This window comes from Kitasatospora xanthocidica, assembly GCF_014656195.1.
GTDB classification, from domain to species: Bacteria; Actinomycetota; Actinomycetes; order Streptomycetales; family Streptomycetaceae; genus Kitasatospora; species Kitasatospora xanthocidica.
In genome coordinates, this window is record NZ_BNBY01000022.1 from 105,578 (window position 1) to 131,900 (window position 26,323).

The 26,323-nt window shown below is 73.6% G+C and carries 21 protein-coding genes; 15 read left to right on the plus strand and 6 right to left on the minus strand.

All coding sequences use genetic code 11. The features are described from left to right. Positions 1-100 precede the first annotated feature (100 nt). The 4 genes from IE332_RS29850 (at position 101) to IE332_RS29865 (ending at position 4,560) form a co-directional block, all read left to right on the plus strand. Positions 101-1,261 carry a sensor histidine kinase gene (locus IE332_RS29850; protein ID WP_189922388.1) on the plus strand — a complete coding sequence of 387 codons (1,161 nt, stop codon included), beginning with the start codon at positions 101-103 and terminating at the stop codon, positions 1,259-1,261. After that, on the plus strand, positions 1,258-1,947 hold the full coding sequence (locus IE332_RS29855; RefSeq protein WP_189922390.1) for a response regulator transcription factor: 690 nt from the start codon (positions 1,258-1,260) through the stop codon (positions 1,945-1,947). Before IE332_RS29850 ends, IE332_RS29855 begins: the two co-directional genes overlap by 4 nt. A 130-nt stretch (positions 1,948-2,077) precedes the next feature. Then, positions 2,078-2,773: a DUF485 domain-containing protein gene (locus IE332_RS41350; RefSeq protein WP_229929022.1), complete on the plus strand. Its 696-nt coding sequence runs from the start codon at positions 2,078-2,080 to the stop codon at positions 2,771-2,773. After that, on the plus strand, positions 2,770-4,560 hold the full coding sequence (locus IE332_RS29865) for a solute symporter family protein (RefSeq protein WP_229929023.1): 1,791 nt from the start codon (positions 2,770-2,772) through the stop codon (positions 4,558-4,560). The genes IE332_RS41350 and IE332_RS29865 overlap by 4 nt, the downstream gene beginning before the upstream one ends. Before the next feature lie 277 nt (positions 4,561-4,837). Here the strand turns inward: IE332_RS29865 and IE332_RS29870 are convergent, their stop codons facing one another. Beyond that, positions 4,838-5,524: a response regulator gene (locus IE332_RS29870; protein ID WP_189922392.1), complete on the minus strand. Its 687-nt coding sequence runs from the start codon at positions 5,522-5,524 to the stop codon at positions 4,838-4,840. Next, positions 5,524-7,119 (minus strand): sensor histidine kinase, encoded by a 1,596-nt coding sequence (locus tag IE332_RS29875; protein ID WP_189922394.1) that lies wholly within the window; start codon positions 7,117-7,119, stop codon positions 5,524-5,526. Before IE332_RS29875 ends, IE332_RS29870 begins: the two co-directional genes overlap by 1 nt. Positions 7,120-7,424: 305 nt before the next feature. On the opposite strand from IE332_RS29875, the gene IE332_RS29880 reads away from it, so the two are divergent. The 3 genes from IE332_RS29880 (at position 7,425) to IE332_RS29890 (ending at position 10,293) form a co-directional block, all read left to right on the plus strand. Next, entirely contained in the window at positions 7,425-8,234 is an 810-nt protein-coding gene (locus tag IE332_RS29880; protein ID WP_189922396.1) for an ABC transporter ATP-binding protein, read from the plus strand. A 37-nt stretch (positions 8,235-8,271) separates the two neighbouring features. After that, positions 8,272-9,123 carry an ABC transporter permease gene (locus IE332_RS29885; protein WP_189922468.1) on the plus strand — a complete coding sequence of 284 codons (852 nt, stop codon included), beginning with the start codon at positions 8,272-8,274 and terminating at the stop codon, positions 9,121-9,123. Between the two features lie 96 nt (positions 9,124-9,219). Then, positions 9,220-10,293, plus strand: a complete 1,074-nt coding sequence (locus IE332_RS29890; RefSeq protein ID WP_189922398.1) for an ABC transporter substrate-binding protein — start codon at positions 9,220-9,222, stop codon at positions 10,291-10,293. Positions 10,294-10,412: 119 nt separating this feature from the next. On the opposite strand, the gene IE332_RS29895 is transcribed toward IE332_RS29890, so the two are convergent. Together IE332_RS29895 and IE332_RS29900 are read right to left on the minus strand one after the other, a co-directional pair. After that, on the minus strand, positions 10,413-11,315 hold the full coding sequence (locus IE332_RS29895; protein WP_189922400.1) for a ferredoxin family protein: 903 nt from the start codon (positions 11,313-11,315) through the stop codon (positions 10,413-10,415). A gap of 133 nt (positions 11,316-11,448) precedes the next feature. Continuing rightward, positions 11,449-13,899, minus strand: coding sequence for a DNA gyrase/topoisomerase IV subunit A (locus IE332_RS29900; protein ID WP_189922401.1), 2,451 nt, complete (start codon positions 13,897-13,899; stop codon positions 11,449-11,451). A gap of 274 nt (positions 13,900-14,173) precedes the next feature. Here IE332_RS29900 and IE332_RS29905 point away from each other — a divergent pair, with 274 nt between their 5' ends. The 3 genes from IE332_RS29905 to IE332_RS29915 all read left to right on the plus strand — a co-directional run bounded on the left by IE332_RS29905 (position 14,174) and on the right by IE332_RS29915 (position 18,455). Further along, complete coding sequence (locus tag IE332_RS29905) at positions 14,174-15,562, plus strand: M16 family metallopeptidase (RefSeq protein WP_229929024.1); 1,389 nt, start codon at positions 14,174-14,176, stop codon at positions 15,560-15,562. Between the two features lie 20 nt (positions 15,563-15,582). Next, positions 15,583-16,947 (plus strand): M16 family metallopeptidase, encoded by a 1,365-nt coding sequence (locus IE332_RS29910; protein WP_189922470.1) that lies wholly within the window; start codon positions 15,583-15,585, stop codon positions 16,945-16,947. Between the two features lie 314 nt (positions 16,948-17,261). Then, on the plus strand, positions 17,262-18,455 hold the full coding sequence (locus tag IE332_RS29915) for an RtcB family protein (protein WP_189922402.1): 1,194 nt from the start codon (positions 17,262-17,264) through the stop codon (positions 18,453-18,455). A 61-nt stretch (positions 18,456-18,516) separates the two neighbouring features. Here the strand turns inward: IE332_RS29915 and IE332_RS29920 are convergent, their stop codons facing one another. Continuing rightward, complete coding sequence (locus IE332_RS29920) at positions 18,517-18,795, minus strand: HPr family phosphocarrier protein (RefSeq protein WP_189922403.1); 279 nt, start codon at positions 18,793-18,795, stop codon at positions 18,517-18,519. A 241-nt stretch (positions 18,796-19,036) separates the two neighbouring features. On the opposite strand from IE332_RS29920, the gene IE332_RS29925 reads away from it, so the two are divergent. The 4 genes from IE332_RS29925 to IE332_RS29940 all read left to right on the plus strand — a co-directional run bounded on the left by IE332_RS29925 (position 19,037) and on the right by IE332_RS29940 (position 24,467). Further along, positions 19,037-21,838, plus strand: a complete 2,802-nt coding sequence (locus IE332_RS29925) for a bifunctional acetate--CoA ligase family protein/GNAT family N-acetyltransferase (protein ID WP_189922472.1) — start codon at positions 19,037-19,039, stop codon at positions 21,836-21,838. A gap of 91 nt (positions 21,839-21,929) precedes the next feature. After that, on the plus strand, positions 21,930-22,529 hold the full coding sequence (locus tag IE332_RS29930) for a DUF5998 family protein (protein WP_189922404.1): 600 nt from the start codon (positions 21,930-21,932) through the stop codon (positions 22,527-22,529). 32 nt (positions 22,530-22,561) lie between these two features. Then, positions 22,562-23,749: an alkaline phosphatase family protein gene (locus tag IE332_RS29935; protein ID WP_189922405.1), complete on the plus strand. Its 1,188-nt coding sequence runs from the start codon at positions 22,562-22,564 to the stop codon at positions 23,747-23,749. Positions 23,750-23,810: 61 nt separating this feature from the next. After that, entirely contained in the window at positions 23,811-24,467 is a 657-nt protein-coding gene (locus tag IE332_RS29940; RefSeq protein WP_189922406.1) for a thymidine kinase, read from the plus strand. A gap of 56 nt (positions 24,468-24,523) precedes the next feature. On the opposite strand, the gene IE332_RS29945 is transcribed toward IE332_RS29940, so the two are convergent. Next, positions 24,524-25,267, minus strand: coding sequence for a VOC family protein (locus tag IE332_RS29945; RefSeq protein ID WP_308437617.1), 744 nt, complete (start codon positions 25,265-25,267; stop codon positions 24,524-24,526). Positions 25,268-25,433: 166 nt separating this feature from the next. On the opposite strand from IE332_RS29945, the gene IE332_RS29950 reads away from it, so the two are divergent. Continuing rightward, positions 25,434-26,309, plus strand: coding sequence for a sulfurtransferase (locus tag IE332_RS29950; RefSeq protein ID WP_189922410.1), 876 nt, complete (start codon positions 25,434-25,436; stop codon positions 26,307-26,309). Positions 26,310-26,323 lie beyond the last annotated feature (14 nt).

Here is a 26,323-nt window from a genome sequence, read left to right on the forward strand (position 1 = left end):
CGCACCGCAGTGATCCGACCCCAGTGATCCGACCGCAGTGATCCAGCGCAGTGACCACCGCCGGTGAGCCCCGGGCCACCGTGAGCACGAGGAGGCATCCGTGGCCGGGTGGTACGGGACCCGCTGGCCGTCCCGCGAGGGGCTGGAACGCGAGGCCGAGAGCCGGCCACGGCGGATCCTCACGGTGCTGGGGCGGATCGTCCTGCTGAGCGTGGTCTGCTGGGGCACCTTCTCCGGCGGCCGGTACACCGGCTGGGCCCTCGCGGCGGCGGTGGCCGGACTGGTCGCGGCCGTCGCCCTCAGCGTCGGTTTCCTGCGCGCCACCCGGGAGCAGCGCCCGGTGCCGTCGTCGGTGTCCGCCGTCGCCGTGTTCGGGGCCGGCTGGGTGGCCCACTGGGGGCAGGCCCCCACGCTCGGCGACGTCCTGTGGTGCGGGCTGGCCGTGATCTCGCTGGTCCGGTTGCCACTGGTGCCCGCGGTGGTCGTCGCGGTGGCGGCCATGGGCTCGTACACGGCGGTCAGTCCGGCGGACTGGGTGGGGATCGGCGGCACCGTGGTCGGGATCGCTCTGCTCGGCTACCTGCTGCGGCTGGACGTCGAGGCGCGCGGCACCGCGCGCCGGCTGCTGGTGCAGGAGCGTGCCGCCCGGGCGGCCGAGGCGGAGAGCGCCGCGCTCGCCGAACGGGCCAGGATCGCCCGGGAGATCCACGACGTGCTCGCCCACAGCCTCTCCGCGCAGCTCGTCCACCTGGAGGCGGCCCGGCTGATGCTGGAGCGCGGCACCGACCGGGAGCAGATCCGCGAACGGGTCGTCGCCGCCCGGAGGATGGCGCAGGACGGGCTGGTCGAGACCAGGCAGGCACTGTCCGCGCTGCGCGGGGAGCTCACGCCGGTCGGGGAGTTCCTGGTCGAGCTGACCGGCCGGGAGCGGGCCGCCCTCGTCGTCACCGGCACGCCCCGGCCGCTCGCCGCCGAGCCCGCCCTCGCGCTGCGGCGCACCGCGCAGGAGGCGGTGACCAATGTGCGCAAGCACGCGCCCGGCGCCCGCTGCTCCGTGGAACTGCGCTACCTGGAGGGGGTGGTGGAGCTGGAGGTGCGCAACACCCGCCCGCCGCGCGCCCAGGCCGGGGATGAGCTCGCCGACAGCGGCAGCGGGTACGGTCTGCTGGGAATGCGCGAACGCGCGGAACTGCTCGGCGGCACGCTGCGGGCGGGGCCGGAGGACGGAGGGTGGCGCGTGCTGCTGCGGGTGCCGGCATGACGGAGGCGGTCACCAGGGTGCTGGTGGCGGACGACCAGACGGTGGTGCGCGAGGGCATCGTGATGCTGCTGGGGCTGCTGCCCGGCATCGAGGTGGTCGGCGCGGCGGGGGACGGGGAGGAGGCCGTCGCCCTGGTGGAGCGGTACCACCCGGACGTGGTGCTGATGGACCTCCGGATGCCGCGCTGCGACGGCGTGGAGGCGACCCGGCGGATCCGGGCGGCGTACCCGGAGACCGAGGTGGTGGTGCTCACCACCTACGCCGACGACGACTCGCTGTTCCCGGCGCTGCAGGCCGGAGCGCGCGGCTACCTCACCAAGGACGCCGGCGCCGAGGAGATCGCCCGGGCTGTCGCGGACGTCCGCGCGGGTGCGGCCGGGCTCTCGCCGCAGGTCCAACTCCGCTTGCTGGAGCGGCTGTCGGAGCAGCCGGGCCGGTCCGGCCCGGCGGCCGAGCGGCCCGCCGCCCGGCCGCGGGAGCTGCCCGACGGGCTGACCGTGCGGGAGGCCGAGGTGCTGGCGCTGATCGCGGAGGGGCTCTCCAACGCCGAGATCGCCCAGCGGCTGTTCGTCAGCCAGGCCACCGTGAAGACGCACATCAACAACCTGTTCGCCAAGACGGCGGTGCGGGACCGGGCGCAGGCGGTCGCGTACGCGTTCCGACACGGAATCACCGGTACGCAGTAGTAGTCGGATGAGTGCCTGTCGGATCATCGACCACCTCATCGAGTGAACGTATCTGCGATGGTCGGAGGGGCCGTCCGGCGGCCTCCATCATGGTTCGGGACAGAACGTCCGGCCCGTCGCAGGAGCAGCAGTGCCACAGCAGCAGACGAGCAGTCCCGGTCAGGGGCAGCGTTTCGACTGGTGGGCCGCTCCGGCTGCCGCCACCCCGTCGGACGCCGTCCCGTCCGACCCCCCTGTGCCCGGTGCCGCTCTGTCCGGCGTCCCCTCGCCCGGTGCCCCGTCCGGCACCCCGTCCGAGCCGCCGGCCCCGCACCGCCGACCGGCCGTACCGGCGCAGCCCGCACCCGCCCGGACGGCCCCCGTCCGGGCGGAGCGGTCACCGGCGCCGGCCACGGCCGAGCCGGTGGCCGGCAGCGCTCCGGCGGGCCGGTCCGCGGGACCGGCGGACCGGCGGGACACCCCGGTCCCGGCGGCGGTCCCGGCGGCCGAGGCCGCCCCGGCCGCCACCACCGACAGCACCGAGGTCTACCGGGCCGTCCAGGCCAGCGCCGCCTTCCAGGACATCCGCCACAGCTACCGGTCGTTCGTCTTCCCGGTCTCCGGCGTCTTCCTCGGCTGGTACCTGATGTACGTCGCCGCCCAGGCCGCCGCCCCCGGCCTGATGCGCATCCAGGTGGCCGGGCCGTTCAACGTCGCCTGGCTGCTGGGCCTGCTGCAGTTCGCCTCCACCTTCCTGCTCACCTGGCTCTACGCCCGCAACGCCCGGACCAAGCGCGACCGCGCCGCCCTGGGGCTGCGCTGGGACACCCAGGACCAACTGCGATGACGAGCGTGATGACCACCCTGATGACCGGCGCGGTGAAGAACACGGTGACGACCGTGCTGACGACCGCCACCCCGCCCCCCGTCGCCCCCACCGGCGACCACCACTCGCTCGCGATCGCGCTGTTCGCCGTCGTCGTCCTGGTCACCCTGGGCATCACCCTCTGGGTCGGCCGCCGGGGCAACGCCGCCGAGGACTTCTACGCCGGCGGCCGCGACTTCACCCCGCTGCAGAACGGCTTCGCGCTCTCCGGCGACTACCTGTCCGCCGCCTCCTTCCTGGGCGTCGCCGGGCTGATCGCCCTGTACGGCTACGACGGCGTGCTCTACAGCATCGGCTTCCTGGTCGCCTGGCTGGTCGTGCTGATGCTGGTCGCCGAGCTGGTCCGCAACGCCGGCCGGTACACCCTCGCCGACGTGCTCGCGCTGCGGCTGCGCCGGCGCAAGGTGCGCGCCGCGGCCGGCGGCGCCAGCGTCGTCGTGACCCTGCTCTACCTGGTCGCCCAGATGGTCGGCGCCGGTTCGCTGGTCGCCCTGCTGCTCGGCACCGACAGCCCGGCCGCCCGGACCTGGACGATCATCGCGGTCGGCGCCCTGATGATCGTCTACGTCACGATCGGCGGGATGCGGGCCACCACCTGGATCCAGATCATCAAGGCCTTCCTGCTGGTCACCGGCTCGGTGCTGCTCACCGTGCTGCTCGTGGTCCGCTTCCACGGCGACCTCGGCGAGCTGATGCGCCAGGCGGCGCAGCACAGCGGCGCCGGGCGCCGCTACCTGGAGCCCGGGCTCAAGTACGGCAAGACCTTCACCAGCCGGCTGGACTTCTTCAGCCTCGGCCTCGCCCTGGTGCTCGGCACCGCGGGCCTGCCGCACATCCTGTCCCGCTTCTACACCGTGCCCACCGCGCGGGCCGCCCGGCGCTCCACGATGTGGGCGATCGGCCTGGTCGGCGGCTTCTACCTGATGGCCATCGCGCTCGGCCTCGGCGCCACCGCGCTGGTCGGCTCGGCCGAGGTGCGGCACGCCAACTCGGCCGGGAACACCGCCGTCCCGCTGCTCGCCCTGGTGCTCGGCGGCGGCAACGGCAGCACCGGCGGGGTGGTGCTGTTCGCGCTGATCTCGGCGATCGCCTTCGCCACCATCCTGGCCGTGGTCGCCGGGCTGACCCTGGCCTCCTCGGCGGCCTTCGCCCACGACATCTGGGCCGGGGCCTGGCGCAACCGGCCACGGCGGGAGCGGACGGGGCGGCAACGGGCCGGCCTGCGCGGGCGGGTGAGCCGGCCGGCGGCCGAGGGCGTCCCGGCCTCCCGGTCGGGCGAGGACCCGGGGCCCGCGGCCGGCGAGCAGCAGGAGGTCGTGGTCGCCCGGTTCGCGGCCGGCGGGATCGGCGCGGCGGCGATCGTGATCAGCCTCTACGCCCAGCAGCTGAACGTCGCCTTCCTGGTCGGCCTGGCCTTCGCCGTCGCGGCCTCGGCCAACCTGCCCGTCCTGCTGTACAGCCTGTTCTGGTCGCGGTTCACCGCCCGGGGTGCGGTCTGGTCGGTGTACGGCGGGCTGGTCCCGGCCATCGTGCTGGTGTTCTTCTCGCCGGTGGTCTCGGGCACCAAGGTGGCGCTGTTCCCCGGTGTCGACTTCCACTGGTTCCCGCTGGAGAACCCCGGCATCGTCTCGATCCCGCTCGGGTTCCTGGCGGGCTGGATCGGGACGATCACCTCGCCCGAGCCGGCCGACCCGGACCGCTTCGCCGAGCTGGAGGTGCGTGCCCTCACCGGTGCGGGCGCGGCCTGAGCCGTCGCGCCCCGGGGAACCCCGGCGGGCCTGGGGCCGCCGGGGTTCCCGCCTGTCCGGGGGCGGATCCGGGCAGCCGGGGTTAGGGCGGGTCTGACAATTCCCGCCGGGCGCGCGACGCTCCCCCAGCCTTCGGCCGGGAGGTACCCCCAGGGCACAAGCGCACCTCGCCGCGTTGTCGTCGGTCGCCGATGCTCCGCATGGACTCCCTCCTCCGCCTTGCGATGCACGCACCCCAACGCCGCGCGCTGATCCGACGCGAATTGTCAGACACGCCCTAGGCCCGGGCCGCCAGCCCGTAGCGGTGCTCCGGGCGGCCGGTGTCGCCGTAGCGCAGGGTCAGCCGCAGCCGGCTGTCGCGTTCCAGCTGCTTGAGGTAGCGCTGCGCGGTGGAGCGGCTCAGCCCGGTGGCGTCCGCGACCTCCTGGGCGGACAGCGGCCGGCCCGCCCGGCGCAGCACCCCCATCACCAGGTCGGTGGTCGGCGCCGAGTGGCCCTTGGGCAGGGGCCCGGTCGGGGCGGCGGCGCTGCGCAGGGTCGCGAACAGCCGGTCCACCTCGTCCTGGCCCGCCTCCCGGGCGGGCGCGGCCAACGCGTGCCGCAGCTGCGCGTACGCCACCAGCTTCTCGCGCAGGCCGGCGAAGGTGAACGGCTTGACCAGGTACTGCAGCGCGCCGTGCTGCATGGCGGCGTGCACCGTGGACACGTCCCGGGCGGCGGTCACCATCATCACGTCGCAGGCCACCTGGCGGTCCCGGAGCCGGCGCACCAGGGCCAGTCCGGTCTCGTCGGGCAGGTGGTGGTCGAGCAGCAGCAGGTCCACCGGGCGGCGTTCCAGCGCGGCTAGCGCCTCCCCGGCCGAGTGCGCGGTGCCGGTGACCCGGAAGCCGGGCACCTTGGCCACGTACGCGGCGTGCACGTCGGCGACCCGGAAGTCGTCGTCCACCACGAGTACGTCGATCATCACGCCTCCACGAGCCGGTCGGTGAGCAGGGCCTCGGGCAGTTCGACGGTGAACCGGGCGCCGCCCAGCGGCCCGGTGTCGAGCACGATCCGGCCGCCGGTCCGTTCGACCAGCCGCCGCACCATCGCCAGCCCCAGCCCGCGCGGACGGTGCGCGGGTGCGTCCTTGCTGGTCCACCCCTCCTCGAAGACCTGCTCGCGCAGCTCCTCCGGCACGCCCGGGCCGCTGTCCGCGACCTGCAGCAGCAGGGTGGAGCCGGCCGCCGCCAGGCTCACCTCCACCCGGCCGCTCCCACCGGGCGTCACCGCGTCGACCGCGTTGTCGACCAGGTTGCCGAGCACCGTCACCAGCGCTCGGGCGTCCACCACCGTGTCCGGCAGGTGCGCCGCCGGGGCCAGCGCCAGCCGGACCCCGCGCTCGCCCGCCACCGCGGTCTTGCCCGCCAGCAGCGCCGCGACGTGCGGGTCCTGCACCTGCTCGGCGATCCGGGCGGCGACCACGGCGTGCGAGCCGGACTGCTCCGAGATGAACGCCACCGCCTGCTCGTGGCGGCCCAGCTCGAGCAGGCCCAGCAGGGTGTGCATCCGGTTGGCGTGCTCGTGGTCCTGGGCCCGCAGCGCCTCGGTCAGGCTGCGGGTGGTGTCCAGTTCGCGCACCAGCGACTCCAGCTCGGTGCGGTCGCGCAGCGTGACCACCGCGCCGCCCTCGGGGGTGGCCATCCGGTTGACCACCAGCACCCGGTCGTCCCGGACGGCCGGCAGGTCGGCGCCGGTGATCCGCCCGGTGAGCACGTCGGCCAGCCGGCCCGGTGGCAGCACCCGGTCGATCGGGCGGCCGGCGCAGTCCTCCGGCAGGCCGAGCAGCCGGACCGCCTCGTCGTTGGCCAGCCGGATCCGGCCCCGCTCGTCCAGCGCCACCATTCCCTCGCGGATGCCGTGCAGCATCGCCTCCCGCTCCACCAGCAGCGCGGAGATGTCGGCCAGCGCGATGTTGTGGGTGCGGCGCTTGAGCCGGCGGGCCAGGGCCAGCGTGGCGACGGTCCCGGCGGCCAACCCTGCGCCCGCGCACAGCAGGATGCCGGTGAGCATCTTCAGCAGCCGGCGGCGGATCGAGTCGTCGCTGATCCCGACCGACACCTCGCCGACGATCCGGCCGTCCGCCATCCGCAGCGGCACCTTGCCGCGGGCGGTGCGGCCCAGGGTGCCCTGCTGGATCGCGGTGACGCTGCGGCCGCCCAGCGCGGGCTCCGGGTCGGTGCTGACCCGGTGGCCGATCCGGCCCGGGTCGGTGTGCGAGAGCCGGATCCCGTCCAGGTCGGTGACCACCACGAAACTGGCGCCGGTGGCCAGGCGGATCTGCTCGGCGTTGCGCTGCGCGGTCACCACGTCGCGGGCGGCGGCGGCCCGGGCGATGGTCTCGTCGGTGGCGGTGGCCTGGGCGATCGACAGCGCCCGCTGCATCGCGTCGTGGTCCAGCTCGCTGCTGACCGGGGCCAGGAACAGCCCGGCGGTCACGGCGGTGACACCGACGGTGACGACGGTCTGGCTCAGCAGCAGCTGCGCGAAGACCCGGCGGGGCCAGTGGGGGAGCTTCATCCGGGCCTCCTCTCGGCGGCTTCGGGCGGTTCTGCGGACCGTTCCGTGGGGGTGGGGGCGTTCCGGGGGCGTTCCGAGGGGGTGGGGGTGTTCCGAGGGGGTGGTGGTGTCGGCCCGCGGGGGCGGGGATCGGGACACCTTACGTTTCCGGCGTGTTTCTGTCAGCCGCGTCCCCGCAGTTGTAGCGGAAGCAAAACGAGCAGAACAGCCCTCAACGCGGAGAACCCGCACTACGCGGAGAAGGCTCCCGCCGGGGCCGGCGCGCTCCTACCTTTCCGGGGCAAGCACTTATCCGGGAGGAACGCATGAGCAAGACCCCGGCGATCGAGCTGACCGGCGCGACCAAACGGTTCCGCACCCCGTCCGGGGCCCTGCACACCGCCGTCCGCGATCTCGATCTGACCGTCGCCCAGGGCGAGTTCGTCGCCGTCGTCGGGCCCACCGGCTGCGGCAAGTCGACCACGCTGACCCTGGTCAGCGGACTGGAGGAGCCCACCGAGGGCGAGGTCAGGGTGTACGGCGAGCCCGTCACCGGGATCGACCCCAAGGTCGGGTTCGTGTTCCAGCAGGACGCCGTCTTCCCCTGGCGCACCGTCCTGTCCAACGTCATGGCCGGCCCGCGCTTCCGCGGCGTGCCGGCCGCCGAGGCCAGGGAACGGGCCAGGGACTGGCTGGGCCGGGTCGGCCTGGCCGCCTTCGAGGACCGCTACCCGCACCAGCTGTCCGGCGGCATGCGCAAGCGCGTCGCGCTCGCCCAGACCTTCGTCAACGACCCGGCGATCCTGCTGATGGACGAGCCGTTCTCGGCGCTGGACGTGCAGACCCGCGCCCTCATGTCGGACCAGCTGCTGGAGCTGTGGGCCGGAACGGGCTCGTCGGTCGTCTTCGTCACCCACGACCTGGACGAGGCCATCGCGCTCGCCGACCGGGTCGTCGTCATGACCGCCGGACCGGCCACCGTCAAGGAGGTCTTCACCGTCGACCTGCCACGACCGCGCACCGTGGAGGCCGTCCGGCTGGAGCCGAGGTTCGTCGAGCTGTACCGCGAGATCTGGGCCTCGCTCGGCGAAGAGGTGCGCATCACCCGGGAGAGAGGAGCGGGTCGTGCCGCTTGAGACCGAGACCACGTCCGAGACCGCGCCCGAGAACGCGGTGCCCGGCGCCGGGAAGCCCCCGGCCGTCACGACGAGAACCGAGGCCCGACAACGGGCCGCCCGCAACCGGAAGTTGGGTGTCTACGGCGCCCGGGTGGCGGTCCTGGTCGCCTTCCTCGGGCTCTGGGAGGTCTGCGCCCGCACGGACGTCATCGACCCGTTCAACTTCTCGCAGCCGTCGAGGATCTGGGACCAGATCTGGCAGTGGATCACCCACGGCACCGCGCAGGGCTCGCTCGGCGAACAGATCGGCTACACCCTGTACGAGGCCCTCACCGGCTGGGTGATCGGCGTCGTCGGCGGTGTCCTGCTGGGCATCGCGCTCGGCCGGATCCGCTTCCTGGCCGACGTGTTCGGGCCGTACATCAAGGTGCTCAACGCGATCCCGCGGATCGTGCTCGCGCCGATCTTCCTGATCTGGTTCGGCCTCGGCCCGGCCTCCAAGGTCGCCTCCGCCGTGGTGCTGGTGTTCTTCCCGGTGTTCTTCAACGCCTTCCAGGGCGCCCGCGAGGTGGACCGCAACCTCGTCGCCAACGCCCGCATCCTGGGCGCCGACAACCGCAAGGTCACCTTCCAGGTGGTCATCCCCGCCGCCACCACCTGGATCTTCACCAGCCTGCACGTGAGCTTCGGCTTCGCGCTGATCGGCGCCATCGTCGGCGAGTACATCGGCGCCACCAAGGGCCTCGGCCTGATGGTCGCCGCCGCCCAGGGCACCTTCAACGCGGCCGGCGTGTACGCGGCCATGACCATCCTCGCCGTCGTCGCGCTGCTCACCGAGGGGCTGCTGACCTTCGCCGAGAAGAAGCTGTTCCGCTGGAAGCCCGCCGACGCGGGCGACGGCCGCTGACCCCCGTCGGCCCGAGCCGCTGACCCCCGCTGCTGACCCCGCCGCCGGCCAGAGCCGCTGACCCCCGCCGGCAAGAAGAGAGAGGCATCCCCACCCATGCGCCCCAACCCGACCGGCAGAGTCGCCGCCGCCGCCCTCGCCGCCGCCCTGATCCTCCCGCTCTCCGCCTGCGCCAACGACGCCGCCGCCGGCCACGGCGCGGTCGCCGCCCCCGCCGGGCAGGAGGTCGACGGGCCCAAGGTCAAGATCATGGTCGGCGGCCTGGACAAGGTCATCTACCTCCCCGCGATGCTCACCCAGCGGCTCGGCTACTTCGCCGAGGCCGGCGTCAACGTCGAGCTGATGACCGAGCCCGCCGGTGTCAACGCCACCACCGCCCTGCTCGCCGGGGACGTCCAGGGCGCCGTCGGCTTCTACGACCACACCATCGACCTGCAGGCCAAGGGCAAGCACGTCGAGTCCGTGGTGCAGTTCTCCCAGGCGCCCGGCGAGGTCGAGGTGGTCTCCACCAAGCAGGCCGACGCCGTCCGGTCCGGCGCCGACTTCAAGGGCAAGAAGCTCGGCGTCACCAGCATCGGCTCCTCGACCGACTTCCTCACCAAGTACCTCGCGGTCAAGAACGGCACCGCCGTCAGCGAGTTCAGCCCGATCGCGGTCGGCGCCGGGCAGACCTTCATCGCCGCCCTCCAGCAGGGCAGCATCGACGCCGGGATGACCACCGACCCGACCGTCGCCACCGTCCTGGACAAGGGCCTCGGCAAGGTCCTCTACGACATGCGCACCCCCGAGGGCTCGCGCCAGGCGCTCGGCGGGCTGTACCCCTCGTCCTCGCTCTACATGAACACCGACTGGGTGGAGAAGAACAAGGACACCACCCAGAAGCTCGCCAACGCCTTCGTGAAGACCCTCAAGTGGATGTCCACCCACACCCCCGAGGAGATCGCCGCGAAGATGCCCGCCGACTACGGCCAGGGCGGCGCCGAGCAGTACGCGGCGGCGATCAAGGCGACGCTGCCGATGTTCACCACGGACGGCGTGATGCCGGCCGACGGGCCGAAGACGGTGCTCGCGGTGCTCGCCGCCTTCCACCCGGACGTCAAGGGCAAGGAGGGCTCGATCGACCTGTCCAGGACGTACACCACGGAGTTCGTCGGCAAGGCCACCGGCTGAGCGGGCCGCCCCCGTTGCCGCGGTCCCGCGCCCACCCCCACGGGCGCGGGGCCGTGACCCGTTCCCCGAACGCGGGGCCGTGACCCGTTCCCCGAACGCGGGGACTCCCCGGCCTCTCGTCAGACTCCCCGGACGGACAGCACGTCCATCCGCGACGGCGTCCCCGCCGCCTTGCCGCAGCTCTCCGGACGCGCCGGCTCGCTCACCGCCTCGATCACGTCCACCTCCCAGGCCCGGCCGTCCCGGTGCAGCACCCCCACCAGCCAGCGGCCCTCGCCGTCCGGCCGCTGGGTCAGCGTCAGCGCGTCCACCGCGGTCTCGCCGGTCGCCAGCCGCACCGCGTGCTCGGCCGCCTGCCCCGGACGCTCCCACCCCGAGCAGCCCCGCGACCACTCCGGCACCACGTGCCCGGCCGCCGTCGCCGCCAGGACCTCCTTGGCGCTCTCCGGCGTCAGCCGCCCGTACGCGTAGCCGTACGGCAGCACCAGCATCGTCGGGGAGAAGCGGTGCCCGCCCAGGTGGGTCACCTCCCACACCTCGCTGTGCCCGGCCGCGGCCAGCTCCGCCGCGAGCGGACGGCCCAGCAGCGCGCAGCAGCGGTCCCGCCGCCCGTTGGTGCACACCAGGGCCAGCGGGCCGCCGACGTGCTCCGCCCCGAAACCCGTGTGGTCGCCGGCGCCCAGCGCCGCGAAGTCCAGCCCCAGCAGCTCCGCCGGGTCCGCCACCTGCGCCCGGCGCACCCAGCCGCGGCCGGGCAGCGTGTGGGCCACGATCACCTCGTGCCGCGCCGTCGGCAGGCAGTCCGCGTGCCGGCCCGGCCGCCGGACCAGCGCCACCCGCACGCCCGTCCCCGCCGCGGCCTCCTCCAGCGCCCGCCCGACCGCCGCGTCCAGGTGGCTCTCGCTCAGCGCCTTCGCACCCCACGGCCCGTTCTGCTCCACCAGCAGCCAGGTGCTCGCCACCGCCGCCGTCGCGGCCAGCGGCTCCGAAAGTTCACGCGACACGGTCGCACAGGTGCTCACGCGGGCAAGGCTACCCTCACCTGCCACCGCGGCCACCGAGCCGGGGAACGGAGAGCCCCGGGAACGGTGGACAGCCCAGGGAACGGCGGAGGGAGGGCCACCCGCGGGCGCCCCTCCCTCCGTCCGCGCGCCGTTACGCCGGGCCGGCGACCACCGCGACCGGGGTGGTGACCGGGGTGCCCGAGCCGTCACGACGCGGGTCGCGCTCCGGCAGGTCGACCGGGACGCCCTTGGCGGTGGCCGCGTGGGCCGGGGCGGCGCCGGCCCACGCGAAGGCGAGGGCGTCCTCGCCGCGCAGGAAGCGCTGGCAGCGCACACCGCCGGTGGCGCGGCCCTTGCGCGGGTACTGCTCGAACGGGGTGACCTTCCAGGTGGTCTGCTCGCCGTCGGACAGCGTGCCGGTGGCCGTGGCCACCGAGACCACCACGGCGTCCGCGGACGGGTCCACCGCCGTGAAGGAGAGCACCCGGGCACCGTCGGTCAGCTTGATGCCCGCCATGCCGCCGGCCGGGCGGCCCTGCGGACGGACCTGGCCCGCCGGGTAGCGCAGCAGCTGGGCGTCCGAGGCGATGAAGACCAGGTCCTCGTCGCCGGTGCGCAGTTCGACCGCGCCGATCAACTCGTCACCCTCCTTGAGGGCGATCACCTCGAACTCGTCCTTGTTCGCCGGCCACTCCGGCACCACCCGCTTCACCACGCCCTGCAGGGTGCCCAGCGCCAGCCCCGGCGAGGACTCGTCCAGCGTGGTCAGCGCCAGCACCCGCTCGCCGGCCTCCAGCCGCAGGAACTCGCCCACCGCGGCACCGCCGGCCAGGTTCGGCGACGGCGTCGGCGGCAGCGCCGGCAGGTCGATCACCGGCAGCCGCAGCACCCGGCCCGCCGACGTCACCACACCCACGTCCGCACGCGCCGTCGCGTGCACCGCCGACACGATCACGTCGTGCTTGGAACGCTTCTCCGACAGCTCGAACGGCTCGCCGTCCGCCGTACGCGCCAGCAGGCCCGTCGAGGACAGCAGCACCCGGCACGGGTCGTCCGCGACCTCCAGCGACACCGACAGCGCCGCCGACGGCGCCGCGCCCGCCTCCAGCAGGACCGTCCGCCGCTCGGTGCCGAACTGCTTGGCCACCGCGCCGAGTTCGGAGGACACCACGCTGCGCAGCTTGGTGTCCGACTCCAGGATCTCGGTCAGGTCCGCGATCTCCGAGTTGAGCTTCTCCTGCTCCTGCTCCAGCTCGACCCGGTCGAACCTGGTCAGCCGGCGCAGCGGGGTGTCCAGGATGTACGCCGTCTGCGTCTCCGACAGCGAGAAGCGCTCCATCAGGCGCTCCTTCGCCTGCTGCGCGTTGTCACTCGACCGGATGATCGCGATGACCTCGTCGATGTCGAGCAGCGCCACCAGCAGGCCCTCGACCAGGTGCAGCCGCTCCTGCCGCTTGCGGCGACGGAAGTCGCTGCGCCGGCGCACCACGGTGAAGCGGTGGTCGACGTAGACCTCCAGCAGCTCCTTCAGACCCAGCGTCAGCGGCTGCCCGTCCACCAGCGCCACGTTGTTGATGCCGAAGGTCTCCTCCATCGGCGTCAGCTTGTAGAGCTGCTCCAGCAGCGCCTCCGGCACGAAGCCGTTCTTCACCTCGATGACCAGCCGCAGCCCGTGCTCGCGGTCGGTCAGGTCCTTGACGTCCGCGATGCCCTGCAGCTTCTTCGCGTTGACCAGGTCCTTGATCTTCGCGATGACCTTCTCCGGGCCGACGTTGTACGGCAGCTCGGTCACCACGATGCCCTTGCGGCGCGCCGTCACCGCCTCGATCGTCGTCGTCGCCCGGATCTTGAACGTGCCGCGGCCCGACTCGTACGCGTCCCGGATGCCCGACAGGCCCACGATCCGCCCACCGGTCGGCAGGTCGGGACCGGGGACGAACCGCATCAGCGTGTCCAGGTCGGCGTTCGGGTGCTTGATCAGGTGCCGGGCCGCCGCCACCACCTCGGACAGGTTGTGCGGCGGCATGTTCGTCGCCATGCCCACCGCGATGCCCGTCGCGCCGTTCACCAGCAGGTTCGGGAACGCCGCCGGCAGCGCCAGCGGCTCCTGCTCGCTGCCGTCGTAGTTCGGACCGAAGTCGACGGTGTCCTCGTGGATCGACTCCACCATCGCCATCGAGGCCGCGGTGAGCCGCGACTCGGTGTAACGCATCGCCGCCGGCGGGTCGTCGTTGCCCAGCGAACCGAAGTTGCCGTGCCCGTCGATCAGCGGCAGCCGCATCGAGAACGGCTGCGCCATGCGCACCACGGAGTCGTAGATCGACGCGTCACCGTGCGGGTGCAGCCGGCCCATCACCTCGCCCACCACACGGGCGCACTTCACGTGCGCGCGGTCCGGACGAAGGCCCATCTCGTTGGCCTGGTACAGGATCCGGCGGTGCACCGGCTTCAGACCGTCCCGCGCGTCGGGCAGCGCACGCGAGTAGATCACCGAGTAGGCGTACTCCAGGAAGGAGCCCTGCATCTCGTCCACGACGTCGACGTCGAGGATCCGCTCCTCGAAGTCTCCGGGCGGCGGGGTCTGCGAACTGCGGCGGGCCATCGCGGCGGGGCTCCCTTACGTGTCGCTGGCTGTGTCTCGGTCGGACGTCGGTCGGTCCGTGCCGGCCGGTCGCCGAACCCGTCAACCGGACACGGTCGACAGGGCGCGGCGCCCCCATTGTGGACCCTCGCGCGGACACTCCCGGTCAGCGGCCCTCTTCAGCCCCTGGCGAACGACCCGGTCCGCGCGGACACGAACGCGGCTCCCGCACGTTGCACCACAATGGGGGACGCCACACGAACCCCGACATCGACGACGGGAAGGACCCGAGCGCATGGCCAACCCGGCCCCCGCCTCCAGCCGAGGCATCGCCATCACCGAGCACCGCCTGGCCAACGGCCTGCGCGTCGTCCTCTCCGAGGACCACCTCACCCCGGTCGCCGCCGTCTGCCTCTGGTACGACGTGGGCTCCCGCCACGAGGTCAAGGGCCGCACCGGCCTCGCGCACCTCTTCGAGCACCTGATGTTCCAGGGCTCCGCCAACGTCTCCAACAACGGCCACTTCGAACTGGTCCAGGGCGCCGGCGGCTCGCTCAACGGCACCACCAGCTTCGAGCGCACCAACTACTTCGAGACCATGCCCGCCCACCAGCTGGAGCTCGCCCTCTGGCTGGAGGCCGACCGCATGGGCTCGCTGCTCGCCGCCCTCGACGACACCTCCATGGAGAACCAGCGCGACGTCGTCAAGAACGAGCGCCGCCAGCGCTACGACAACGTGCCCTACGGCACCGCGTTCGAGAAGCTCACCGCGCTGTCCTTCCCCGACGGCCACCCGTACCACCACACGCCGATCGGCTCCATGGCCGACCTCGACGCGGCCACCCTGGAGGACGCCCGGACGTTCTTCCGCACGTACTACGCGCCGAACAACGCCGTGCTCTCCGTCGTCGGCGACATCGACCCCGAGCAGACCATCGCCTGGGTCGAGAAGTACTTCGGCACCATCCCCGCCCACGACGGCAAGCAGCCGCCGCGCTCCGGCGAACTCCCCGACACCATCGGCCGGGAGATCCGCGAGGAGATCCACGAGGACGTCCCCTCCCGCGCCCTGATGGCCGCCTACCGCCTCCCGCACGACGGCACCCGCGAGGCCGACGCCGCCGACCTCGCCCTCACCATCCTCGGCAGCGGCGAGTCCAGCCGCCTCTACAACCGGCTCGTCCGCCGCGACCGCACCGCCGTCGCCGCCGGCTTCGGCCTGCTGCGCCTGGCCGGCGCCCCCAGCCTCGGCTGGCTCGACGTCAAGACCTCCGGCGACGCCACCCTCGCGCAGATCGACGCCGCCGTCGACGAGGAACTCGCCCGCTTCGCCGCCGAGGGCCCCACGCCCGAGGAACTGGAGCGCGCCCAGGCCCAGATCGAGCGCGAATGGCTCGACCGGCTCACCACCGTCGCCGGCCGCGCCGACGAACTCTGCCGCTACGCCGTCCTGTTCGGCGACCCCAAGCTGCTGAACGACGCCCTCCCCAAGGTCCTCGACGTCACCGCCGAGGAGGTCCGGGCCGTCGCCGAGGCCAGGATCCACCCCGACAACCGGGCCGTCCTCGCCTACGAGCCGACCGCCGCCGAGGCCGAGGCCGAGACCGCGACCGCGACCGAGAGCGCCGCCGACGCCGACGCCGACTCCGACGCCGCTTCCGAAGAGGAGGGTGCCGCCGTATGAGCACCGACTACGTCCCCGCCATGACCTTCCACCCCCAGCCGCAGCCCGGCACCCCCAGCCCGTGGGCCTTCCCCGCCCCCGAGCGGGCCGCGCTCGGCAACGGCATCACCGTGCTGCACTGCCACCGGCCCGGCCAGCAGCTGGTCGCCGTCGAGGTCCTCCTCGACGCCCCGCTCGCCGCCGAACCCGAGGGCCTCGACGGCATCGCCGCCATCCTCGCCCGCGCCCTCAGCGAGGGCACCGACACCCTCAGCGCCGAGGAGTTCGCCGGCGAACTGGAGCGCGCCGGCGCCACCCTGGACGCCCACGCCGACCACCCGTGCATCCGGGTCTCCCTGGAGGTCCCGGCCTCCCGGCTCCAGCGCGGCCTCTCCCTGCTCGCCGACGCCCTGCGCGCCCCCGCGCTGCCCGAGGCCGAGATCGAGCGCCTGGTCGCCAACCGCCTGGACGAGATCGTCCACGAGCAGGCCAACCCCGCCCGGCGCGCCGCCAAGGCCCTCTACGCCGAGCTGTTCGACGCCGCCGACCGGCTCTCCCGGCCCCGCTCCGGCACCGCCGACACCGTCAAGTCGATCGACCGGGCCGCCGTCAAGGCCTTCTACGAGGCCCACGTGCGCCCCGCGACCAGCACCGTCGTCGTGGTCGGCGACCTCACCGGCGTCGACCTGCCCGCCCTCCTGGAGAGCACCCTCGGCACCTGGAAGGGCGCGGCCGCCGAGGCCGCCGCGCACGCCCCGGTCACCGGCGACGACCACGGCCGCGTGGTCATCGTGGACCGCCCCGGCTCCGTCCAGACCCAGGTGCTCATCGGCCGGATCGGTCCCGACCGCCACGACCCGGTCTGGGCGGCCCAGAGCCTCGGCACCTACTGCCTGGGCGGCACCCTCACCTCCCGCCTGGACCGCGTCCTGCGCGAGGAGAAGGGCTACACCTACGGCGTCCGCGCCTTCGCCCAGCCGCTGCGCTCCGCCGCCGACGGCAGCGGGCGCTCGCTGATCGCCATCAGCGGCTCGGTGGACACCGCCTCCACCGCCCCGGCGCTCGCCGACACCTGGACCATCCTGCGCACCCTCGCCGCCGAGGGCCTGACCGACGCCGAGCGCGACGAGGCCGTGCAGTTCCTGGTCGGCGTCGCCCCGCTGAAGTACGAGACCGCGGGCTCGGTGGCCGGCACGCTGGCCGACCAGGTCGAGCAGCACCTGGCGGACGACTACCAGGCCGAGGTCTACCGGCAGCTCGCCGAACTGCCCACCGCCGCCGCCACCGAGGCGGTCGTCGCGGCCTTCCCGCCGGACCGCCTGGTCACCGTCCTGGTCGGCGACGCGGCCGTGATCGCCGACGACGTGCGGGCACTCGGCATCGGCGAGGTCACCGTCGTCAGCTGACGCCCCTCGCCGTTCACGTCCGGCCCGGTGGAGCACCCGCTCCGCCGGGCCGGAGGCGTTTCTAAATCCCTTGCAGGCCGGTGCCGTTCCGTGGATAGATATCCCCCGGCACACACGTACGAACTCTGACGAACGAAGGGAGGCGGTCACCATGCGGGTCGAGCGAGCCATACGACGACGCTCCCCAAGGCCGTCCTCCCCCTGTGCCCAGGGCGCCTGAGCCCCACCCCGAACTTCCCCGAGCCACGCCGGGATCCTTTCGCGCGGCACCCCACTCTCTCGTGAACCACCCGACCCATGGAGGTCGTTCGATCATGACGTACACCGAAGTCCCCGGCGTCCGGGTCCCGATCCGGATGTGGACCGACCCGGCGACGGTCGAGGGCCAGGCCCTGCAGCAGCTGCGCAACATCAGCTCGCTGCCCTGGCTGCACGGCCTCGCCGTGATGCCCGACGTCCACCTGGGCAAGGGCGCGACGGTCGGCTCCGTCATCGCCATGAAGGACGCGGTCTGCCCGGCGGCGGTCGGCGTCGACATCGGCTGCGGGATGAGCGCGGTGAAGACCTCGCTCACCGCCGACGACCTCCCGGACGACCTGTCCGGCCTGCGCAGCAAGATCGAGCAGACCATCCCGGTCGGCCGAGGCCTGCACACCGACCCGGTCGACCCGGCGGGGCTGCAGGGCTTCCGGGCCACCGGCTGGGACGACTTCTGGCGGCGCTTCGACGACATCGCGGAGGACGTCAAGTGGCGCCGCGAGCGGGCGATGCAGCAGATGGGAACGCTCGGATCCGGGAACCACTTTTGCGAGGTTTGTGTCGATACATCCGGTTCTGTCTGGCTGATGCTGCACTCCGGTTCCCGGAACATCGGCAAGGAGCTGGCGGAGCACCACATGGGCGTCGCCCGTTCGCTGCCGCACAACCAGGGCCTGATCGACCGGGATCTGGCGGTCTTCCTCGGGAAGACCTCGGAGATGGGCGCCTACCGCCAGGACCTGTTCTGGGCGCAGGAGTACGCGAAGTACAACCGCGCGGTCATGATGGCGCTCTTCCAGGACGTCGTCCGGCGCGAGTTCGCCAAGGCCGAGGTGACCTTCGACGAGGTCATCAGCTGCCACCACAACTACGTGGCGGAGGAGCGGTATGACGGTGTCGACCTGCTGGTGACCCGCAAGGGCGCGATCCGGGCCGGCTCCGGCGACCTCGGGATCATCCCGGGTTCGATGGGGACGGGGTCCTACATCGTCCGCGGCCTGGGCAACGAGGCGGCGTTCAACTCCGCCTCGCACGGCGCCGGTCGCAAGATGAGCCGCAACGCCGCCAAGAAGAAGTTCACCACGCGGGACCTGGCCGAGCAGACCGCGGGCGTGGAGTGCCGCAAGGACAGCGGCGTGGTGGACGAGATCCCGGGCGCTTACAAGAACATCGAGAAGGTCATCGAGCAGCAGAAGGACCTCGTCGAGGTGGTCGCACACCTCAAGCAGGTCGTCTGCGTCAAGGGCTGACCACAGCGGATCGGGGTGCCACCGGAATCCGGTGGCACCCCGATCGGGCGTTCGCGAGGCCTCAGGCGGCGGGGAGCTCGTCGAGGCCTTCCTGGACGAGCTTGGCGAGGCGGTCGAGCGCGGCGTCGGCGTTCTCGGCGTCGGAGGCGAGGATGACCTCGTCGCCGCCCTGGGCGCCCAGGCCGAGGAGGCCGAGCATGGAGGCGGCGTTGACCGGGTTGCCGCCGGGCTTGGCGATGGTGATCGGCACGCCGGTGGCCGTGACGGCCCGGACGAAGACGGAGGCGGGACGGGCGTGCAGGCCCTCGGCCCAACCGATGGTGACGCGGCGCTCGGCCATGAGACGTGCCTTTCCGGTGAAGCTGGTCACGGCCGTGCTCGGGGGAGCGGGGGAACGGCCATGTTGTCTAGACCAGTGTTGCATGCAGGTGACCCCTGCGAGCCGCCGTGTTCAGGAGTTGTGATTGTTTCTTTTCGGGGCATAAACCCCCGCGGCGGATCCCGTCCACCCTGCCGTGGGCACTGGTCCGGCGCCATTCGGCTCGCCGCCGGATAACCTGACGAATGTGGACGACTCCGCGGTGGCGAACCCCGAGCAGCAACCGGACTATCCGCAGCACTGGGAGGCCGACATCCTCCTGCGGGACGGCGGTACGGCGCGGATCCGGCCGATCACGCCCGCCGACGCCGGGCGCCTCGTGGAGTTCTACGAGCAGGTCTCGGACCAGTCCAAGTACTTCCGCTTCTTCGCCCCTTATCCGCGGCTCTCCGCCAAGGACGTCCGCCGCTTCACCCACCACGACTTCGTGAACCGGGTGGGCCTCGCGGTGGTCGTCCGCGACCACTTCATCGCCACCGTCCGCTACGACCGGATCGACGCCGAGGGCCGCCCGTCCGCCACCGGGACCGACGCCGAGGTGGCCTTCCTGGTGCAGGACGCCCACCAGGGCCGGGGCGTGGCCTCCGCGCTGCTGGAGCACATCGCCGCCGTCGCCCAGGAGCGCGGCATCCGCCGCTTCCAGGCCGAGGTGCTGCCGGAGAACCGGAAGATGGTGAAGGTCTTCACCGACGCCGGCTACACCCAGCACCGCAGTTTCGCCGACGGCGTGGTGCACCTGGAGTTCGACCTCGAACAGACCGACCGCTCGCTCGCCGTGATGCGGGCGCGCGAGCACCGTGCCGAGGCGCGCTCGGTGCAGCGGCTGCTGACCCCGCGCTCGGTGGCGGTGATCGGGGCCTCCCGCACCCCGCAGACGGTGGGCCGGGCGATCCTGCGCGACCTGCTGGGCACCGCCCCGGACGGGTTTCCCGTCCACGCGGTGAACCGCAACGCCCCGCCCGGCACCGAGCTGGACGGCGTCCCGGTGCACCGGTCGATTCTGGACATTCCCGGGCCGGTGGACCTCGCGGTGGTCGCCGTCCCCGAGGGCGCCGTCCCGGCGGCCGTCGCCGAGTGCGGCGCGCACGGCGTGCAGGGCCTGGTGGTGGTCACCGCCGGTTACGCGGAGACCGGTCCGGAGGGCCGGGACCGGCAGCGGGCGCTGGTCCGCCAGGCCCGCGCGGCCGGGATGCGGGTGGTCGGCCCGAACGCCTTCGGCCTGATCAACACCGACCCGGCGTACCCGCTGAACGCCTCCCTCGCGCCGCGCCTGCCCGGCCGCGGCGGCTTCGGCATCTTCTGCCAGTCCGGCGCGATCGGGGTGGCCCTGCTGGAGGCCGCCCACAAGCGCGGCCTCGGCGTCTCCTCCTTCGCCTCGGTGGGCAACCGCGCCGACGTCTCCGGCAACGACTTCCTGCAGTACTGGGCCGAGGACGAGGCCACCCAGGTGGTGCTGCTGTACCTGGAGTCCTTCGGCAACCCGCGCAAGTTCACCCGGATCGCCCGCCGGCTGGCCGCCGTCAAGCCGGTCGTGGTGGTCAAGGGCGCCCGGCACACCGGCAGCCTGCCGCCCGGCCACGCCGTCCCGGCCACCGCCACCGCCCTGCGCGACGCGACCGTCGACGCACTGTTCGAACAGGCGGGCGTCCTCCGGGTCTCGACCATCACCGAGCTGTACGACACCGGAGAGCTGCTGGCCCTGCAGCCGCTGCCGAAGGGGGACCGGGTGGCCGTGGTCGGCAACTCGGACTCGCTCGGCCTGCTCACCTACGACGCCCTGCTGAGCGCGGGCCTGCGCCCGCGCACACCGGTCGACCTGACGACCGCCGCGACCGGCGAGAACTTCCGGATCGCGCTGGACGTAGCCCTCGCCGACCCGGCCGTGGACGCGGTGATCGCCGTCGCCATCCCGCCGATCGGCACCTCCGCGCACGCCTTCATGGGCGGCCGGCTGACCGGCGAGGACGACCCCGCGATGGGCACCGACGACCCGGAGATCGCCGTCGCCCTGCTCGAAGCCGGTGAGCGCGCCCGGGAGCTGGGCAAGCCGCTGGTGCTCGCCCACCTGGCGCTGACCGACCTGCCGGCCCGGCTGCGCCCCGGCGGCATCCCCGCGTACCCGGCGCCCGAGCGGGCCGTGAACGCCCTCGGCCACGCCGTCCACTACGCGCAGTGGCGCCGCCGGACGGCCGAGGCGGAGGAGACGGCGCGCGTCCCCGAGCTGGACCGGATCGACGAGCCCGGCGCCCGCACCCTGGTGGCGGCGGCGCTGAGCACCCGGACGGCGGTCGCGGCGCGCACCCAGCCGGGCGGCGCCCGGATCACCCTGCCGGACGCCGGGACCCGTGAGCTGCTGGCCCGCTACGGCATCGACGTCTCGCCGACGCTCCCGGCGCCGGACGAGGAGACGGCGGTCGCGGCGGCGGCCTCGCTCGGCTACCCGGTGGCGTTGAAGGCGACCGCCCCGCACCTGCGCCACCGCCCCGACCTGGGCAGTGTCCGGCTGGACCTGACCGGGGAGCCGGGCCTGCGCCGGGCCCACCGCGAGCTGGACGCGCTGCTCGGCGGCGCCGCGCAGGCCGAGCTGGTGGTGCAGCGGCTGGCGCCGCGCGGGGTGGACACCGTGATCGGTGCCACGGTCGACCCGGCGGTCGGCGCGATCCTCTCCTTCGGGCTGGCCGGCGCGCCGGCCGAACTGTTGGGCGACACGGCGCACCGGCTGGTTCCGGCCACCGACCAGGACGTCGCCGGGCTGATCCGGGAGGTACGGGCGGCGCCGCTGCTGTTCGGCTGGCGCGGCGCGGAGGCGGTGGACACCGGCGCCCTGGAGGAACTGCTGCTCAGGGTGTCGCAGCTGGTGGACGACGTCCCGGAGATCGCGTCGGTGGATCTCGAACCCGTGGTCGTGGCCCCGCACGGGCTGGCGATCCTGGGGGCGCGGGTGCGGGTCGCACCCCTGCCGGTCCGCAGCGATCTGGGCCCGCGCGCGATGAGCACGCTGTAACCTTCCTTGGTTGCGCCCTGCCCGGGCGCTGTTGTCCGAAGCTCGGCGCCGTGCCGCCCGCTTCGTCGGCGGACCATGCCAGGATGGAGATATGGCGAAGACCGGTACCACCAGCACTCAGGACCTGCGCTCGGCTATCGAGCGCAGCGGTTACTACCCGGCCCTGGTGTCCGAGGCGGTGGAGGCCGCGGTGGGCCCGGAGCCGATCAGCTCCTACCTGGTGCACCAGGAGACGACCTTCGACGCCAACGAGGTCCGCCGGCACGTGACCGTGCTGGTGCTGACCCCGACCCGGTTCGTGGTGAGCCACACCGACGAGCAGTCGGGGGCCGAGGGCAGCCCCTCGGTGCCGTTCGCGACGACGTCGACGGAGAGCGTCCGGCTGGACCGGATCGGCTCGGTCGTGCTGAGCCGGATGGTGGCGAACCCGGAGACGTACACGCCGGGGACGCTGCCGCGCGAGGTCGTGCTGACGATCGGCTGGGGCGCGGTGCAGCGTCTGGACCTGGAGCCGGCCGGCTGCTCGGACCCGAACTGCGAGGCCGACCACGGCTACACCGGCTCGGCGACGGCCGACGACCTCTCGCTGCGGGTGAGCGAGGCCGGTGACGGCCCGGAGACGGTGTCCCAGGCACTGCTGTTCGCCCGGGCGCTGTCCGACGCGACGATCGACAACGGCCCGCGGGCCTGATCGCCGCCTCCGAACGCTACGAATCCGGTTCCATGTCCTTCGTTTCTGCCGACGGCTACGACGCCTTCGAGATCCTTGACCCGGCCGCGGCCCCCGCGCCCCCCTACGGCAGCGGTTCGCTGAGCGACCTGCTGCCCTCGGTGGCGGCGGGGCTCGGCGTCCCCGGGTTCACCGCGACGCTGCCGATCGCCCCGGCGGACCGGGTGGTGGTGTTCCTGGTCGACGGCCTGGGCTGGGAGCTGCTGCTGCGCCACCCCGAGTACGCGCCGTTCCTGTCCTCGCTGGCCGCGAGCTCGCTGGGCGGTACCGGCCGTCCGCTGACCGCGGGCTTCCCGTCCACCACGGCGACCTCGCTGGCCTCGGTCGGCACCGGGACGCCGCCGGGCCTGCACGGCCTGGCGGGGTACACGGTGGCGGTGCCGGGCGCCGGCTACCTGATGAACCAGCTGCGCTGGCAGCCGCCGACCGAGCCGCACGCCTGGCAGCCGTACCCGACGGTGTTCGAGCAGACGCACCGGGCGGGGGTGGCGACCGCGCAGGTCTCCTCCCCGCTGTTCGCCCAGACCCCGCTGACCAGGGTGGCGCTGTCCGGCGGCACCTTCCTCGGCCGGACCACGGGCGAGGAGCGGATGGACCTGGCGGCCTCCTGGCTGGCCGAGCACGACCGGGCGCTGGTGTACACCTACGTCAGCGAGCTGGACGGGGCGGGCCACCGGTTCGGGGTGGACTCGGACGAGTGGCGGATGACGCTGGACGCGGTGGACCGGCTGGCCCGCCGGTTGGCCGAGCAGCTGCCGCCGCGCTCGGCGATGTACGTGACGGCCGACCACGGCATGATCGACATCGCGCCGGAGGACCGGATCGACTTCGACGAGGACTGGGAGCTGGGCGCCGGTGTGGCCCTGCTCGGCGGCGAGGGGCGGGCCCGGCACGTGTACGCGGTGCCGGGGGCCGCGGCCGACGTGCACACGGTCTGGAGCGAGGTGCTGGGCGACCGGATGTGGGTCGCGACCAGGGACCAGGCGATCGAGGCGGGCTGGTTCGGCCCGGTCGTGGACGAGCGGGTGTACGCCCGGATCGGCGACGTGGTCGCCGCGGCGCGCGACGACATCGCGATCGTCGCCTCCCGCAACGAGCCCGGCGAATCCGCGATGATCGGCCTGCACGGTTCGATGACCCCGGTCGAGCAGTTCGTGCCGTTGCTGGAAGTCCGCGGCTGAGCCGCGTCCTTGACCCCTCTGTGCCCGAACTCCCCTGATCTGAAAGGCCCTTGCTCCACCCATGGCTGAACTGGTGTTCTTCTCGGGCACGATGGACTGCGGCAAGTCGACGCTGGCGCTGCAGATGGACCACAACCACGCCGCGCGCGGCCGGCGGGGCGTCATCCTCACCCGCAACGACCGGGCGGGCGCCGCGACGATCTCCAGCCGGCTGGGCCTGCGGGCCGAGGCGGTCGAGGTGACGGACGACTTCGACTTCCACGCCCATGTGGTGCAGCGGCTCTCGGCGGGCGGCCGGGTGGACTACCTGATCTGCGACGAGGCCCAGTTCTTCGCCGCGGAGCAGGTCGACCAGCTGGCCCGGGTGGTGGACGAGCTGGGCATCGACGTCTACACCTTCGGCATCACCACCGACTTCCGCACCCGGCTGTTCCCCGGCTCGCAGCGGCTGATCGAGCTGGCCGACCGGGTGGAGGTGCTGCAGGTCGAGGCGCTGTGCTGGTGCGGGGCGCGGGCGACCCACAATGCCCGTACGGTCGGCGGGGTGATGGTGGTCGAGGGCGCCCAGGTGGTGATCGGCGACATATCGGTGAGCGAGGACGAGATCGGCTACGAGGTGCTCTGCCGCCGCCACCACCGCCGCCGGCTGACCGCGGCGACGGCCCGCGCCTCGGTGCTCTCCCCGGACGTGCTGCCCTTCGAGGAGCAGCAGGTCTGAGCCGCGGGCTCCCGCCCCGCCCGGGAGGCGAGCGGGCCCGAGCCCGCGGGGCGGTGTCAGCCCGCCGGTTCCAGGACGGAGAAGTGCCCGCCCTGGGGGTCGGCGAGCCGGGCGGCGAGGCCGTGCGAGGTCTCGTGCGGCTCGACCAGGATCCGGCCGCCGAGCTCCAGCGCGTGACGGGCGGTCAGGGCCGCGTCCCGGACGGCGAAGTGGGTGCGCCAGCGCGGCGGGTGGCCGCGCAGGTCGGCGCGGTGCCGGATGCCGGCGACCGGCCGGCCGTGCACCAGCAGGGAGCTCTCGTCCGCGCCGGGCCGGACCGAGCGGTCGAGCACGGTGGCGTAGAAGACGGCGGCGCCCTCGGTGTCGGGGGTGAGCAGTTCGGCCCAGGCCGGTTCGCCGGGGTCGGTTCCGGCCTCCCGGCCGAGGTGTTCCTCTCCCTGCCAGAGGCCGAAGACGGCGCCGGAGACGTCGGAGGCGATGGCCATCCGCCCGGCGCGTTCGGCCTGGAGCGGCCCGACGGCGACGGTGCCGCCGCACTCCCGGATCAGCTGGGCGGTGCGGTCGGCGTCGTCGACGGCGAAGTAGGTGGTCCACTGCACCGGGAAGCCGGTGGCGGTGGAGAGGCCGAGGCCGGCGACCGGTGTCCCGTCGAGCTCGGCCCGGACGTAGTCGCCGAGCTGGCCCGGCCCCGGGGTGTACGTCCAGCCGAGCAGCTCGCCGTAGAAGGCGCGGGCGCCGGCCAGGTCATCGGTCAGCAGGCTGACCCAGCAGGGCGTCCCCTGGGCCAGTCGGAGTTCCACCGCGGGCAATGCGGGCCTCCTCATGGGTGATTGGCGCACGGGAATCCTCGGGCGCGAGGGTGATGCTTCCACCCTGACGGGCGCCCAACCCTCGGGCCGCGCGGAAATCCCGGCAAAGTCCGCACAAAGAGCGGCGGGTCGGCGGCGCTGCGCGACAATGGCCGCCATGACCACCTACAACGAGGGTTCCCCGCTGATCTCCGCGGCCGAGCTGGGGGAGGCGCTCGCCTCCGCCCGTCCGCCGGTGCTGCTGGACGTGCGCTACCAGCTGGTCGGTGCCGCCCCGGGCGGCCCGACCGCGGCCGAGGAGTACCGGGCCGGGCATCTGCCCGGTGCCCACTTCGTCGAGCTGGACCGGGACCTCGCGGCCCCGCCCGGCGCTCCCGGCCGGGGTGGGCGCCACCCGCTGCCGGACCCGGAGGTGTTCGGTGCGACGATGCGCGGCTTCGGGGTGAGCGCCGACCGTCCGGTCGTGGTGTACGACGGCGCGGCCTCGATGGCGGCCGCGCGCGCCTGGTGGCTGCTGCGCTGGGCCGGGCACCGGGACGTCCGGGTGCTGGACGGCGGTTTCGCGGCCTGGCGGGCGGCCGGACTGCCGGTGACGGACGAGCTGCCGGAGGCCGCCGAGGGAGACTTCAAGCCGGTGCCGGGTCAGCTGCCGACGGTGGACGCGGACGGCGCGGCGGTGTGGGCGCGCGACGGCCTGCTGCTGGACGCCCGGTCGGGGGAACGCTACCGGGGCGAGGTCGAGCCGGTGGACCCGAAGGCCGGGCACGTGCCGGGCGCGGTGTCCGCGCCGACCACGGAGAACGTCGGTCCGGACGGGCGGTTCCGCCCGGTCGCCGAACTGGCGGCCCGCTTCCGGGGGCTGGGCGCGGGGGAGCGGGAGACCGCGGTCTACTGCGGCTCGGGGGTGACGGCGGCGCACCAGATCCTGGCGCTGGAGGTGGCGGGCCTGCCGGCCACGCTGTACCCGGGGTCGTGGAGCGAGTGGTCGAGCGACGACGGCCGCCCGGTGGCGGTCACCGACCAGCCGGGCTGAGCCGTGCCGGAGGG

What these genes read in the sequence shown, in the direction of transcription:
- IE332_RS29880 (WP_189922396.1), top strand. Translation starts at nt 7,425, where the DNA reads ATGAGCAAGACCCCGGCGATCGAGCTGACCGGCGCGACCAAACGGTTC.
- IE332_RS29855 (WP_189922390.1), top strand. Translation starts at nt 1,258, where the DNA reads ATGACGGAGGCGGTCACCAGGGTGCTGGTGGCGGACGACCAGACGGTG.
- IE332_RS29900 (WP_189922401.1), bottom strand. Translation starts at nt 13,899, where the DNA reads ATGGCCCGCCGCAGTTCGCAGACCCCGCCGCCCGGAGACTTCGAGGAG.
- IE332_RS29910 (WP_189922470.1), top strand. Translation starts at nt 15,583, where the DNA reads ATGACCTTCCACCCCCAGCCGCAGCCCGGCACCCCCAGCCCGTGGGCC.
- IE332_RS29870 (WP_189922392.1), bottom strand. Translation starts at nt 5,524, where the DNA reads ATGATCGACGTACTCGTGGTGGACGACGACTTCCGGGTCGCCGACGTG.
- IE332_RS29915 (WP_189922402.1), top strand. Translation starts at nt 17,262, where the DNA reads ATGACGTACACCGAAGTCCCCGGCGTCCGGGTCCCGATCCGGATGTGG.
- IE332_RS29920 (WP_189922403.1), bottom strand. Translation starts at nt 18,795, where the DNA reads ATGGCCGAGCGCCGCGTCACCATCGGTTGGGCCGAGGGCCTGCACGCC.
- IE332_RS29935 (WP_189922405.1), top strand. Translation starts at nt 22,562, where the DNA reads ATGTCCTTCGTTTCTGCCGACGGCTACGACGCCTTCGAGATCCTTGAC.
- IE332_RS29865 (WP_229929023.1), top strand. Translation starts at nt 2,770, where the DNA reads ATGACGAGCGTGATGACCACCCTGATGACCGGCGCGGTGAAGAACACG.
- IE332_RS29950 (WP_189922410.1), top strand. Translation starts at nt 25,434, where the DNA reads ATGACCACCTACAACGAGGGTTCCCCGCTGATCTCCGCGGCCGAGCTG.
- IE332_RS29930 (WP_189922404.1), top strand. Translation starts at nt 21,930, where the DNA reads ATGGCGAAGACCGGTACCACCAGCACTCAGGACCTGCGCTCGGCTATC.
- IE332_RS29890 (WP_189922398.1), top strand. Translation starts at nt 9,220, where the DNA reads ATGCGCCCCAACCCGACCGGCAGAGTCGCCGCCGCCGCCCTCGCCGCC.
- IE332_RS29905 (WP_229929024.1), top strand. Translation starts at nt 14,174, where the DNA reads ATGGCCAACCCGGCCCCCGCCTCCAGCCGAGGCATCGCCATCACCGAG.
- IE332_RS29940 (WP_189922406.1), top strand. Translation starts at nt 23,811, where the DNA reads ATGGCTGAACTGGTGTTCTTCTCGGGCACGATGGACTGCGGCAAGTCG.
- IE332_RS29875 (WP_189922394.1), bottom strand. Translation starts at nt 7,119, where the DNA reads ATGAAGCTCCCCCACTGGCCCCGCCGGGTCTTCGCGCAGCTGCTGCTG.